A 14,270-nucleotide genomic window follows, 5' to 3' on the forward strand; every position below is an offset into this window, starting at 1 on the left:
TATTTCAATGTAAAATTACATATAAATACAAAATATTTTGGCAAGACTCTTGAGAGAACAGAACAAGCTGAAGACTGCAGGCTGAAGCTATTCCCTAAAAAAGCGAGCCAACAATACGCAGTATTGTAAATAAAGAAGCCAGTAAATGAATTTATAATAAACTCATTTACTGGCTATTTTTCTAGTAATTATGACTCAGGCTCTTTTTATTTTAATTGATTTTTTCGTTTTAAATATCTGCTAAATATTATACTGCTTATTATTCCGATAACGCTCAAAATTAATAGTATATAAAAATGTGGTGGTGTATAAGATAATTCAATATGAGTATCATTTTTCTTGACTGGAATAGCTGTCATAATACCGTTAGCTTGTTTTACATCTACATCGTGTCCATTAACACGTGCATGCATACCATTAGCATAGGCGATTGGTACCACTAAGTATCCAGAAGTTCCTTTAGGTTTAGTGAATGTATAGCCACTTCTAAATTGTGAAATAGTCACAGGTTTAAGTGATTTAGAAGCTTGTTTCAATGTATGATAATCTTCTCCATAGATACCTTTAATAGATAATCGATAATGTCCTTTAGTAAGACGAATCTTTAATTGATCCGAAGCTTTTACTCTCATTGTTACAGGCGTTACAAAACGTCGATATTTATAACTTAGCATATTACGATTTTGAGCATATTCATTTACTCCTATAGAATGCTCAATATCGGGAGCTAACAATTCTACATCCATTTCGACATACATATCTTTATATTGATTAGCTAACGTTTTAGGTAATGTCAATGTGATACCACCATTATTTTTTTCTACGTTTAAATGAGTTTTATCTTTCCAAGTAGCATTATTTGTAGATTGATATGCTTTACTTAATAGGTTTTTATTTTGAGTGAAAGAAGTATTCGCTTTGATTGAATCATCATCTAATACTACACCTTGTAGCATCGCTTGCTCACGATCTAATGGCGATTTGAGATCATGTTTATTAAAAATCTTATTAGTAATATGCGTGGCTGGATAATTAATAGTATTTTCTGAATGAATTAATTTATCTGAACCATTATTGATAGTATCTACCTTTTTAAAACCATAAGGCATATTCAGATCATTAGGATGTCGGAATCGATCTTGAACATCCCACATGGCTTCTAAATTTGCTCGATTCCCTAAGTATCGATATGTACTATTTTTATCAACAGGCATATTAATTTGCATTTCTTTATCATAGTATTTTAATATGTCACCATCAAAAATACTTGAGTAAAGTGAAATGCCATTATAATGGTAAATAAATGGTGAATTGAGTGCATAGGCTGACATGTAATCGATACGATGGAAAGGATTTTTATTATCTTTTTGTTTTTTAATATTATTAATTTTTTTAGCAAGTTTATGATTATAATAACTTGAATCTGTTAATGTTTTCGTAGTCGTTGCATATGGATCAATAGTACGGGCTCGTGAATCGTGTGTCATTATAATTTGTTGTACAAAGAATAGTAATACAATAGCTATTAGTATATAAGGTTGATATAACCATTGTTTTTTCCATACTACAAAGATTAAAACGATGATTAAAAATAATGGTACAATCATCCAATTGACATAAGCACTTGCAAATATATAGTGATATAAACCAAATATAAATACCGGAATTGCTACAAGTAAATATTGTTTTAATGTAAGTTCAGATAAATATTGAATATATAATGCAATTAAGATACTAGTTGAAATAGATAAAAAGTATACCCATCGACGTTGTGGTAATGAAAAGCCATTAAATGCACTATCAAAGTATTGTGATAACGATCCAATAAGTAAAAACCAAGTGATGATAGCAAAAATTTTATAATAGTAGTGACGATATAACTTAAACGTAAATAAAGCCATTAATGCAATAATCGAAACTGTGATATAAAAACCATCAGAAAAAATATGATATTTACTTTGTGTTAAATCTGTAAACAATGTAATATTAAAGTCATCATTTTGGGCTCTATCATTGTTTAGGAATGAAGATACACCTGTATAGAATCCTAAAATACTAGATAAAAGCGCAAGTATTGCACCAATAACGAGTAAATAAAATTTTTCCCATCTTGATACGATATCACAACGATATTTAAAAATGACTCTTAATATGAAATAAATCCCTAATACAATAGCTTGGTAGTAACTGAAATAAAAATTAGAAAATAAGGTCAGAGCAACTGAAAAGATAAATAGCCCTATTCTTCTTTTTTGGAAGAAACGTTCCATTCCCCATAAAGATAAAGGTAATAAAATCAATAAGTCTCCATAAAATGACCATGTATAGTTATAGTAAAGCACAAGAGTGGATGCACCATATAAAATAGTAGCGATAAGCAATGGCGCTGTTTTCAACTTTAGCCATTTTAAATAGTAAAATACAACAATAATTGTAATAATCGTTCTAGCGTAAGCGATTATTAATTGGTTAGTTGCCCAAAAGGCGATATGACTCGTTTGCCAATGAAATAAAAAATGACTTACCCAGATTATAAAAAAATTAATCCACATTATGGGAGATAAAGAATAATAATAGGCCAACCCCTTAATGTAATCTCCGCCTAATCCAAAAGATTGATCATAGGCTCCTTTGAACTTACTGTAATGTTCATATAAGTACATTTGAAATGGCATCATTTGTCTAAAACCATCTCCAGAACCACTAAATACAAATCCTTCTTTGAAATAATCTTGAATAAATGGATAATAAATTGCTAAAGAAATGATATTAGCAATTATAAATATAGATAAAAAGGTCAATAATCGATTGGACCGAATTTTATTGATCAATGTTTTTCCTCAACTTTCTCTTTTTGGTATTAACAAATCTAACAAATACAACACTTATTACTATACTGATGAGTGAGATTAAAATCATAGTATTCCAATAAGGTGGTTGATATTTAATAATTATTTTTTTAGCAGATGAATTAACAGGAACGCCTGTCATCATGTAATTAACTTTCATAGGTTTAATACGGTGTCCATCAACATACGCTTGCATCCCTTCTCTATAAGGAATATTAATTGAAGCAATCCCTTTATCATGTTTAGCTAAGTTGACTTCAACGCCGTTTTTAATATCTTTATATTTGTTATTAAAATCAGCTTTTTTATGCATTTGTTTTAATATTTTATAGTTTTCACCATTTAATTGTTGAAGGTTTAAATAAAATGTTCCTTTAGGAGATAAAGTGATATTAATGTTTCCCTTATTATCAGGTTGTGTTCGATAAAGTTGAGTATCAATACCAGTACGATAAGTAGAATTGTTAAATAATCGGTGATTTGCATAATTATTTACAGAGACTGTGTAATTACTATCAGGATTACCACGCTTTATTTTCATCGTAACGTAAAAATCATCATACTTTTGGCGTAATGATTGAGGTAAGTGTATCGTTAATGTTCCACCTTTATCTCCAATTACTTTATAGACATTACCATTTAAATGTTTTAAATTTTTATAACTCAATGATGATTGATTTAATAAATTAGGAGCTTTAGCTTTATAACTTGTGCCTTCATTGTTTAAAATCACACCTTTTAACATTGCATGTTCTCTATCAATTGCAGTCGTCAATTTTTTACTATTGTATATAGAATCAGTTACTTTAACAGATGGTAAGTTAAGTGTATTTTCATAAATACCATATTGTCCGCTTGATTTTATTTTTTTGAAGTAGGAAGGTAAGTTATTTTGATAATTTTTTAGCATCATATAACGCACTGAAAATAGACTCGCGATATTTTGTCGTCCATTCGTTGATTGATATCTACTCAATGACTCCTCAGCTAAATTAATTTTTAAAGCATCGTAATAATAATCGAGTATATTATGATGAAAAATACTTGAATATAAACTTAACCCTTTAAAATGTTGATACATCGGTGTATTATCTTGCTCGTTGACTCTCCAATCGATACGTTCATCTTCATGCTTATTTTGATTCATTTCTTGAACAAGTGCACGTTGTAAGTCGGAACTATATAAACTGGAATTAATATAAAACGTATTTCCACGATCAGTGTGATCTTTATAGTAAATTTGATTTTTAATAAATACTATAGAGACCAAGATACTTAATAATATAATTGAAACACTATATAAATAACTTAATTTAAAACGATATGTACGATCTTTAATGATAAGAACCATCAATCCAATCAAAGATACAATAGGGACTAATATGAACCATGCTAAAAATTTATGATATATCATAGCACTTATAAATATAACTAATTCTGCAATAATATTACTTATTAGATAAGATTTTGTAGTTAGTGTTTTGAAATATTTTAAAAATAATCCGATTAATAGTGTGGAATTAAAAGCTAAAATAAAATGCCAACGCTTTTGAGGCGCTGAAAAACCATTAAATACTTGGTCGATGAAAGGTATAAAACTAAATATAATAAATACAAAGGTAAGGATAGCAAATAAACGATAATAATAATGTTTATATAATTTAAAACTTAAAAGAGCTTGAATGGTAATAAATAATAATACAATTAAATAATTATCAAAGAAAATATTTGTATTAATATCTAATTTTTCAAATGTATCAACTGCTCCAGAAAAAGGTACACGACGGTTATTTAAAAAGCTTTGAGCACCATGAAAAAAGATAAATAAACTATTACCTAAACCTAACAGGGCACTAATGATTAAAGTTAAAAATGCTTTACTTCTTGAGAGAATATCTTTTGGATGTCTAAATATTATACGAATCAGTATATAACCCGCACCTATTAAACAAAGATAGTATGCAAAATAAAAGTTATTAATTAGTATTAAAGAAACAGTAACAATGAATAGTCCAAACTTCTGTTTTTGTAAGACTCTTTCAATAGAGAGTAATAATAACGGCATCCAAACAAACACATCACTAAAGAAGGGCCAATACACTGTAAAGCGATAATATAAGGGTGACATAACAAATAAAAACGCTACAACTAAGCTTAACCATTTGTTATTTGAAATGTATTTACTATATAAATAAGTGCAATACATGGCAATCATTGCTTTAATCATGGACATAATCAGTGCATTAATCATCCAAAATAATACATTATGCGTATGTAAAGGAATAAAAATTTTAATAAGTGCAATAAATACTACATTTATTATAAATAAAATATTTGTGGAGAAGTAGTAACTAAGATCTGTAAAGAAATCGCCACCTAATCCAAAATCAGTGGAATAAAACAAATTGCCACTACTCCATTTATCAAATAAATACATTTGAATTGGAACCATTTGTTCCATTCCATCATTTGGACCTGTAAATAAAATACCATCGTGAATAAAACGATAAATGACATAACTATGTCCTATGATGGACAGTGCTATAAAAAGTCCTAGATAAGTAAAGAATTTTTTCATATTAAACCTCTATAGTTAGAATGTACTATTCATAATTAAAAAATGACTACATACTAAATTGTAGAGTATTAAACTTCTTAATAAAAGTATTTATATGTTTTATAAAAAATTAGAAATTTGTTTTTAATATTAGCGATTTAATGAATATGAAATAGCATGTTAAAATATAATAGAATTGATAATAGTAGTGAAGATTTTAAATATTGATTATAATCGAACAGTTGAAATAAATTTAATGAAAGTAGGGTGAATGTCATGGTGATTCAATGGTATCCAGGGCATATGGCAAAGGCCAAAAGAGAAGTGACAGAACAACTTAAGAAAGTAGATGTGGTATTTGAACTTGTTGACGCACGTATACCGTATAGTTCAAGAAATCCAATGATTGATGATGTCATTAAACAAAAACCACGCGTAGTTATTTTAAATAAAAAAGATATGTCGAATTTAAATGAAATGCAAAAGTGGGAACATTTCTTTACTGATAAAGGTTTTTATCCTGTAGCAGTTGATGCGAAACACGGCAAAAATTTAAAAGGTGTAGAATATGCTGCAATTGAAGCGACTAAAGAAAAATTTGAGAAAGAAAAAGCGAAAGGACTTAAACCTAGAGCAATACGTGCCATGATTGTTGGTATACCTAATGTGGGGAAATCTACATTAATTAATAAGTTAGCTAAAAAAAATATTGCTCAAACAGGAAATAAGCCGGGAGTAACGAAACAACAACAATGGATTAAAGTAGGTAAAGCATTACAACTACTAGATACGCCAGGTATTTTATGGCCTAAATTTGAAGATGAAACTGTAGGTAAAAAACTAAGCCTTACTGGTGCCATTAAAGATAGTATCGTACACTTAGATGAAGTAGCAATATACGGTTTACACTTCTTAATTAAACATGATATTGAAGGATTGAAGAATCATTACAATATTGATGTAGAAACTGATGCAGAAATTTTAGAATGGTTTGATGCTATTGGACGTCGACGTGGGTTATTACAAAAAGGAAATGAAGTCGATTACGAGGCTGTCATCGAATTGATTATTAATGATGTGCGTAATGCTAAAATTGGAACTTATTGTTTTGATATTTATTCAGAAATGAAAGGGGACTTAGATTATGCCTCAAACAATTAAAGAGATTAAAGCATTATTAGACACAATTGATTCAATTGAAGCACTTGAACAACATGAATTAATGAGTGATACAAGAAAAGGGGTACAGCAAAATATAGTACGACGTCGTAAACAGCTTTTAAAAGATCAAGAAACACGAGAACATTATCAACAAATGAATAAATATGAAAATGAAATATTAAAGGACAATCCTAATGCTTTAATATGTGGGATTGATGAAGTAGGTCGTGGTCCACTTGCTGGGCCTGTTGTAGCTTGTGCAGTCATTTTAAATAAAGAACATCAATATTTAGGATTAGATGACTCGAAGAAAGTTTCAGCAACAAAGCGAAAAATACTTAACGAACAATTAAAAGAAGGCGTTTATGATTATGCTTACGGGATAGCAAGCGCTGAAGAAATTGATGAGTTCAATATTTACAACGCAACCAAATTAGCTATGAAACGTGCTATTAATCAATTAACAGAACAACCTAACCATTTACTTATTGATGCTATGACATTGGATAATGCAATTCCTCAAACTTCTATTATTAAAGGAGATGCTAAAAGTGTTTCTATTGCTGCTGCTAGTATCATGGCAAAAGAATATAGGGATGGTTTAATGGCGGAAGTAGCACTGAAATATCCTGGTTATGATTTTGAAAAAAATGTAGGATATGGCACTAAATCACACCTTCAAGGATTAAAACAATTAGGCATAACGCCATATCATCGTAAAACGTTTGAGCCTGTTAAATCAATGATATAATTAAATAAAAATAAAATTATTTGAATTTAAAAACTATTGCAAAAAGTATAACACTTTCAGTTTACAAAAGCGCTTACATTTTCTATAATTAAAGTGAACTTAACCTAAGAAACAGGAGGATGGAAGATGAATATCCACGAGTATCAAGGTAAAGAAATATTTCGTGCTATGGGTGTAGCCGTTCCAGAAGGACGTGTAGCATTTACTGCTGAAGAAGCGGTGGAAAAGGCAAAAGAATTAAATTCAGATGTTTATGTAGTGAAAGCACAAATTCACGCTGGGGGTAGAGGTAAAGCAGGTGGAGTTAAAATTGCTAAATCACTGTCTGAAGTTGAAACTTATGCTAATGAATTATTAGGCAAGCAATTAGTAACGCATCAAACTGGGCCTGAAGGTAAAGAAGTTAAACGCTTATATATCGAAGAAGGTTGTGATATTCAAAAAGAATATTATGTAGGCTTTGTCATTGATCGTGCTACTGATCGTATTACATTGATGGCTTCTGAAGAAGGTGGAACTGAAATTGAAGAAGTTGCAGCTAAAACGCCAGAAAAGATCTTTAAAGAAACAATCGATCCAGTGATAGGGTTATCACCATTCCAAGCACGTCGTATTGCATTCAATATCAATATTCCAAAAGAATCTGTAAATAAAGCAGCAAAATTCTTACTTTCTTTATATAATGTTTTTGTTGAAAAAGATTGTTCTATTGTTGAAATTAATCCACTTGTAACAACGGGTGATGGTGATGTTTTGGCTTTAGATGCGAAATTAAATTTTGATGATAATGCATTATTTAGACATAAAGATATTTTAGAATTACGTGATTTAGAAGAAGAAGATCCAAAAGAAATTCAAGCATCTAAATATGATTTATCATATATTGCTTTAGATGGTGACATTGGTTGTATGGTTAATGGTGCCGGATTAGCCATGGCTACAATGGATACAATTAATCATTTCGGTGGTACTCCAGCTAACTTCCTAGACGTTGGTGGCGGTGCTACAAAAGAAAAAGTAACTGAAGCATTCAAAATCATCTTGGGGGATGATAATGTTAAAGGTATTTTTGTAAATATCTTCGGTGGAATTATGAAATGTGATGTGATTGCAGAAGGTATTGTAGCAGCAGTTAAAGAAGTCGAATTAACTTTACCTTTAGTTGTTCGTTTAGAAGGCACAAACGTTAAACGTGGTAAAGAGATTTTAAATGAATCTGGTCTAGCAATTGAACCAGCAGCAACAATGGCTGAAGGTGCACAACAAATTGTTAAACTTGTTAAAGAAGCGTAAGGAAAGGATGGGAACACTAAAATGGGTGTATTTATAGATAAGAATACTAAGGTAATGGTGCAAGGTATTACAGGGTCTACTGCCCTTTTCCATACAAAACAAATGCTTGATTATGGCACACAAATTGTCGCAGGGGTAACACCAGGTAAAGGTGGACAAGTTGTTGAAGGCGTGCCAGTGTATAATACAGTAGCTGAAGCTAAAAAAGAAACAGGTGCTAACGTATCAGTAGTTTACGTACCAGCACCATTTGCTGCAGATTCAATTTTAGAAGCAGCTGATGCAGAATTAGATATGGTGATCTGTATTACTGAACATATTCCAGTTGTTGATATGATTAAAGTGAAACGTTATTTAGAGGGTAGAAAAACACGTTTAGTTGGACCGAACTGTCCTGGTGTAATTACGGCAGATGAATGTAAAATTGGTATCATGCCAGGTTATATTCATAAAAAAGGGCATGTAGGTGTTGTTTCTCGTTCAGGTACTTTAACATATGAAGCAGTACATCAATTAACTGAAGAAGGTATTGGTCAAACCACAGCAGTAGGTATCGGTGGGGACCCAGTTAACGGTACAAACTTTATCGATGTACTTAAAGCATTTAATGAAGATGAAGAAACAAAAGCTGTTGTTATGATTGGCGAAATCGGTGGTACTGCTGAAGAAGAAGCAGCTGAATGGGTCAAAGCAAACATGACTAAACCAGTGGTTGGTTTTGTTGGTGGACAAACAGCACCTCCAGGAAAACGTATGGGCCATGCAGGTGCAATCATCTCAGGTGGTAAAGGAACTGCTGCAGAAAAAATTAAAACGCTTAATGAATGTGGTGTTAAAACAGCAGATACACCATCAGAAATTGGTACAACACTAATTGAAGCGGCAAAAGAAGCAGGCATTTATGAAGAACTATTAACAGTGAAGTAGCAATTATGTAATTAATAATTGAATTCAAACTGTCAACAATTACTGAAATTTGTTGGCAGTTTTTCTTATATATATCGTAGACTACAATATATTATAAATGACTGAACGCTCTATTTTTCACATGTTATGAAATCAAAAAGTATACATAATCTTTTAATATTATTACTCCTTACATTTATATATCAAATTTGTCTTATAAATGAAATTTTACTGTTAATGATTCACGGTATAATAAATTAAAAGGAGACATTTACTTCATGAATGATTTTATTTTATTAAAAATGAGATGGATAGGGTATACGACCCAACATATTCATCATTTACTCAATGTATTTCCAAAATTTTTCAATGTTAATGAACATGATCAATTTGAAATGATCAATGAATGGGAATCTCTATATTTAAAAAAGAAGCGTTTTACTCAATTAACAGAGATTTCTTACGATTATATTCAAACCCAACTTTCTAGATATCAGGTTAACTATGTTACTTCATTTTCTTCTCAATATCCTTCATTGCTTAAAACTATTTACGACTATCCTTTTATATTATTTTATCGTGGAAATATACATTTATTATCATCTACGTATACTTTAGGTGTTGTAGGTTCACGTGAGGCCACAAATTATTCTAAGTGTGCACTAGATTATCTATTTCCTCACTTTATAAATATTCCACTAACGATTGTATCCGGTTTAGCGAAAGGTGCTGATAGCATAGCTCATCAATTCGCATTAAAACATCATCTTCCAACTATTGCAGTTCTAGGTTTTGGTCATTTAAATCATTATCCAAAGGAAACACGAAAGTTACGCAATATAATTGAAGAAACTGGTTTAGTCATAAGTGAATATCCTCCTTTAACAAAAATAAACAAATATCAATTCCCTGAAAGAAATCGTCTGATAAGCGGGTTGTCTCGTGGTGTATTAATTACTGAAGCTAAAATTAAAAGTGGTAGTCAAATTACAATAGATTGTGCTTTAGATCAAAATAGAAATGTTTATGTACTGCCTGGATCGATGTTTAATCCTTTGACAAAAGGAAATTTATTACGTGCTCAAGAAGGTGCAATGATTGTTTCAGAAGCAGAAGATATATTATATGATTATCGCTTTTTAAACGATTAAATATATAAATAATTAATTGTGAAAATTCAAAGGATATTTCACAAAAAAATATCTATATTGGATTAAAATATTGACAAAAACAAAATTAACCGTTTATCATTTATCTTTAGTAATTGAAAAAGCAAGGGGGAATTCACTTTGGCAGATAATTTAGTCATCGTTGAGTCGCCTGCAAAAGCGAAAACCATTGAAAAATATTTAGGTAAACGATATAAAGTTATTGCTTCTATGGGACACGTACGAGATTTACCAAGAAGTCAAATGGGTGTAGACGTAGAAGATAACTATGAACCAAAATATATAACTATTCGAGGTAAAGGTCCTGTTGTTAAAGATTTAAAAAAATATGCGAAAAAAGCTAAAAAAGTTTTCTTAGCTAGTGACCCTGACCGCGAAGGTGAAGCGATTGCTTGGCATTTATCAAAAATTTTAGAACTTGAAGAATCAAAAGAAAACAGAGTTGTATTTAATGAAATCACTAAGGATGCAGTAAAAGAAAGTTTTAAACATCCTCGTGGTATTGAAATGAATTTAGTTGATGCACAACAAGCGCGTCGTATTTTAGATAGACTTGTAGGTTATAATATTTCTCCAGTACTATGGAAGAAAGTAAAAAAAGGATTGTCAGCTGGTCGAGTACAATCAGTTGCTTTAAGATTAGTCATTGACCGTGAAAATGAAATCCGTAATTTTAAACCAGAAGAATATTGGTCAATTGAAGGTGAATTTAGATATAAAAAATCAAAGTTCACTGCTAAATTCTTACATTATAAAAACAAACCGTATAAATTAAAAACAAAAAAAGATGTTGAAAAAATTACATCCGAATTAAATGGTGATGAATTTGAAATCACTAATGTAAATAAAAAAGAAAAAACGAGATACCCTGCAAATCCATTTACAACGTCTACGTTACAACAAGAAGCAGCACGTAAACTTAATTTTAAAGCACGTAAGACTATGATGTTAGCACAGCAATTATATGAAGGTATCGATTTGAAACGACAAGGTACAGTTGGATTAATCACATATATGAGAACAGATTCAACACGAATCTCACAAACTGCTAAAGATGAAGCAAAATCATATATTGAAGAGAAGTATGGTACTGAGTATACTTCAAACCGTAAAACAAAAGGTAAACAAGGGGATCAAGATGCCCATGAAGCTATTCGTCCAACAAGTACATTACGTACACCAGATGAAATGAAAGCATATTTAACACGTGATCAACATCGCTTGTATAAATTAATTTGGGAACGTTTTGTAGCAAGTCAAATGGCTCCTGCAGTTTTAGATACTGTGGCTTTAGATGTAACACAAAATGACATTAAATTTAGAGCAAATGGACAAACAATCAAATTTAAAGGCTTTATGACATTATATGTTGAAGCAAAAGATGACAAAGATAATGATAAAGAAAATAAATTACCAAAATTAAATCAAGGTGACAAAGTAACTGCAACACAAATTGAACCGGCACAACATTTCACTCAACCACCTCCACGATACACAGAGGCACGATTAGTTAAAACATTAGAAGAATTAAAAATTGGTAGACCTTCAACATATGCTCCAACGATTGACACAATTCAAAAACGTAATTATGTTAAACTTGAAAGTAAACGTTTTGTACCAACTGAACTAGGAGAAATCGTGTATGAGCAAGTGAAGGATTACTTCCCAGAAATTATTGATGTTGAATTTACAGTTAATATGGAAACCTTGCTCGATAAAATTGCAGAAGGTGATATCGGTTGGAGAAAAGTTATCGATAATTTCTATGGTAGTTTTAAATTAGATGTTGCACGTGCAGAGGAAGAAATGGAAAAAGTTGAAATTAAAGATGAACCAGCCGGCGAAGATTGTGAAGTATGTGGAGCTCCTATGGTAATAAAAATGGGACGTTATGGTAAATTTATGGCGTGCTCGAATTTCCCAGATTGTCGAAATACAAAAGCTATTGTTAAAACTATTGGTGTCACTTGTCCAAAATGCAAAGATGGCGATGTAGTTGAGAGAAAATCTAAGAAAAATAGATTATTTTATGGTTGTTCGAATTATCCAGAGTGTGATTTTATTTCTTGGGATAAACCAATAGGAAGAGATTGTCCAAAATGTAATCATTACTTGATGCAACATAAAAAAGGACGTAGTTCTCAAGTGATTTGTTCTAATTGTGACTATAAAGAAGAAGTACAAAAATAGAGTTTTATTAAAGGAGAATGTATATGAGTCAAACTGTTAATGTTATAGGCGCAGGATTAGCTGGTTCAGAAGCAGCTTATCAATTAGCAGAACGTGGTATTAAAGTGAATTTAATCGAAATGCGTCCTGTTAAACAAACGCCTGCCCATCATACAGATAAATTTGCTGAGTTAGTATGTTCTAATTCACTACGTGGTAATGCATTAACAAATGGTGTAGGTGTGCTTAAAGAAGAAATGCGACGTTTAGATTCATTAATCATCGCAGCAGCTGATAAAGCTAGAGTTCCAGCTGGTGGTGCATTAGCAGTAGATAGACATGACTTTGCTGGTTATATTACAGATACATTGAAAAATCATCCTAATGTAACTGTTTTGAATAAAGAAATTCACAGTATTCCAGAAGGACATACAATCATTGCAACAGGCCCGTTAACAACTGAACATTTAGCTAAAGAAATTGTAGAAATTACAGGTAAAGATCAACTATATTTCTACGATGCAGCAGCTCCAATCATTGAAAAAGATTCAATTGATATGGATAAAGTCTATTTGAAATCACGCTATGATAAAGGTGAAGCAGCATATTTAAACTGCCCTATGACTGAAGAAGAATTCAATCGTTTTTATGATGCGGTATTAGAAGCTGAAGTTGCACCTGTAAATGAATTTGAAAAAGAAAAATATTTTGAAGGATGTATGCCATTTGAAGTGATGGCTGGTAGAGGTCATAAAACATTACTATTTGGTCCAATGAAACCAGTAGGATTAGAAGACCCTAAAACTGGTAAACGTCCATATGCAGTAGTGCAATTACGTCAAGATGACGCAGCTGGTACGCTTTATAATATTGTCGGCTTCCAAACACATTTAAAATGGGGCGCTCAAAAAGAAGTCATTCAATTAATTCCAGGTTTAGAAAATGTTGATATTGTTAGATATGGTGTGATGCATAGAAATACCTTCATTAATTCACCTGATGTTTTAAATGAAAAATATGAATTAATTAATAATGATAGAATTCAATTTGCAGGACAAATGACAGGTGTGGAAGGATATGTTGAAAGTGCAGCAAGTGGACTTGTAGCAGGTATCAATTTAGCGCATAAGTTACTTGGAAAAGGAGAAGTGATTTTTCCAAGAGAAACAATGATAGGCAGTATGGCTTATTATATTTCTCATGCTAAAAATGAAAAAAACTTCCAACCAATGAATGCTAACTTTGGTTTATTGCCGTCACTTGATCGCCGCATTAAAGATAAAAAAGAACGTTATGAAGCACAAGCATATCGTGCACTAGACTATTTAGAAAATTTCAAAAAAACGTTATAGATTTAAATTATAATAAAATATTTTGAAGGAATTTTTAAATTATTCACAAATTCTCAAAAGATT

At 31.0% G+C, this 14,270-nt stretch carries 9 protein-coding genes; 7 read left to right on the top strand and 2 right to left on the bottom strand.

Annotated features, from left to right (window positions below; genetic code table 11):
• Positions 1–206 precede the first annotated feature (206 nt).
• Positions 207–2,831, bottom strand: a complete 2,625-nt coding sequence (locus HMPREF2578_RS03735) for a YfhO family protein (protein WP_017174589.1) — start codon at positions 2,829–2,831, stop codon at positions 207–209.
• The gene (locus HMPREF2578_RS03740) at positions 2,821–5,427 is read right to left on the bottom strand and encodes a YfhO family protein (RefSeq protein WP_017174590.1); all 2,607 of its coding nucleotides are present in this window, start codon (positions 5,425–5,427) and stop codon (positions 2,821–2,823) included. The genes HMPREF2578_RS03735 and HMPREF2578_RS03740 overlap by 11 nt, the downstream gene beginning before the upstream one ends.
• A 255-nt stretch (positions 5,428–5,682) precedes the next feature.
• On the opposite strand from HMPREF2578_RS03740, the gene ylqF reads away from it, so the two are divergent.
• The 7 genes from ylqF to trmFO all read left to right on the top strand — a co-directional run bounded on the left by ylqF (position 5,683) and on the right by trmFO (position 14,207).
• Positions 5,683–6,567 (top strand): ribosome biogenesis GTPase YlqF, encoded by an 885-nt coding sequence (gene ylqF, locus HMPREF2578_RS03745; protein WP_017174591.1) that lies wholly within the window; start codon positions 5,683–5,685, stop codon positions 6,565–6,567.
• Positions 6,551–7,318: a ribonuclease HII gene (locus tag HMPREF2578_RS03750; protein WP_017174592.1), complete on the top strand. Its 768-nt coding sequence runs from the start codon at positions 6,551–6,553 to the stop codon at positions 7,316–7,318. Before ylqF ends, HMPREF2578_RS03750 begins: the two co-directional genes overlap by 17 nt.
• A 126-nt stretch (positions 7,319–7,444) precedes the next feature.
• Positions 7,445–8,611 (top strand): ADP-forming succinate--CoA ligase subunit beta, encoded by a 1,167-nt coding sequence (gene sucC / locus HMPREF2578_RS03755; RefSeq protein ID WP_017174593.1) that lies wholly within the window; start codon positions 7,445–7,447, stop codon positions 8,609–8,611.
• A 21-nt stretch (positions 8,612–8,632) separates the two neighbouring features.
• A complete protein-coding gene (gene sucD, locus HMPREF2578_RS03760) occupies positions 8,633–9,538 on the top strand; it encodes a succinate--CoA ligase subunit alpha (protein ID WP_037540990.1) in 906 nt (301 codons plus the stop codon).
• A 257-nt stretch (positions 9,539–9,795) separates the two neighbouring features.
• Positions 9,796–10,668: a DNA-processing protein DprA gene (gene dprA, locus HMPREF2578_RS03765; protein ID WP_019835580.1), complete on the top strand. Its 873-nt coding sequence runs from the start codon at positions 9,796–9,798 to the stop codon at positions 10,666–10,668.
• Positions 10,669–10,806: 138 nt separating this feature from the next.
• Positions 10,807–12,876, top strand: coding sequence for a type I DNA topoisomerase (gene topA / locus HMPREF2578_RS03770; RefSeq protein ID WP_017174596.1), 2,070 nt, complete (start codon positions 10,807–10,809; stop codon positions 12,874–12,876).
• A gap of 23 nt (positions 12,877–12,899) precedes the next feature.
• Complete coding sequence (gene trmFO / locus HMPREF2578_RS03775; protein ID WP_017174597.1) at positions 12,900–14,207, top strand: FADH(2)-oxidizing methylenetetrahydrofolate--tRNA-(uracil(54)-C(5))-methyltransferase TrmFO; 1,308 nt, start codon at positions 12,900–12,902, stop codon at positions 14,205–14,207.
• Positions 14,208–14,270 lie beyond the last annotated feature (63 nt).

It is taken from the genome of Staphylococcus sp. HMSC072H03 (assembly GCF_001809305.1).
GTDB classification, from domain to species: Bacteria; Bacillota; Bacilli; order Staphylococcales; family Staphylococcaceae; genus Staphylococcus; species Staphylococcus hominis.

Coding starts and splice junctions, on each gene's coding strand:
- sucC (WP_017174593.1), top strand. CDS start 7,445: ATGAATATCCACGAGTATCAAGGTAAAGAAATATTTCGTGCTATGGGT.
- ylqF (WP_017174591.1), top strand. CDS start 5,683: ATGGTGATTCAATGGTATCCAGGGCATATGGCAAAGGCCAAAAGAGAA.
- HMPREF2578_RS03750 (WP_017174592.1), top strand. CDS start 6,551: ATGCCTCAAACAATTAAAGAGATTAAAGCATTATTAGACACAATTGAT.
- trmFO (WP_017174597.1), top strand. CDS start 12,900: ATGAGTCAAACTGTTAATGTTATAGGCGCAGGATTAGCTGGTTCAGAA.
- sucD (WP_037540990.1), top strand. CDS start 8,633: ATGGGTGTATTTATAGATAAGAATACTAAGGTAATGGTGCAAGGTATT.
- dprA (WP_019835580.1), top strand. CDS start 9,796: ATGAATGATTTTATTTTATTAAAAATGAGATGGATAGGGTATACGACC.
- HMPREF2578_RS03740 (WP_017174590.1), bottom strand. CDS start 5,427: ATGAAAAAATTCTTTACTTATCTAGGACTTTTTATAGCACTGTCCATC.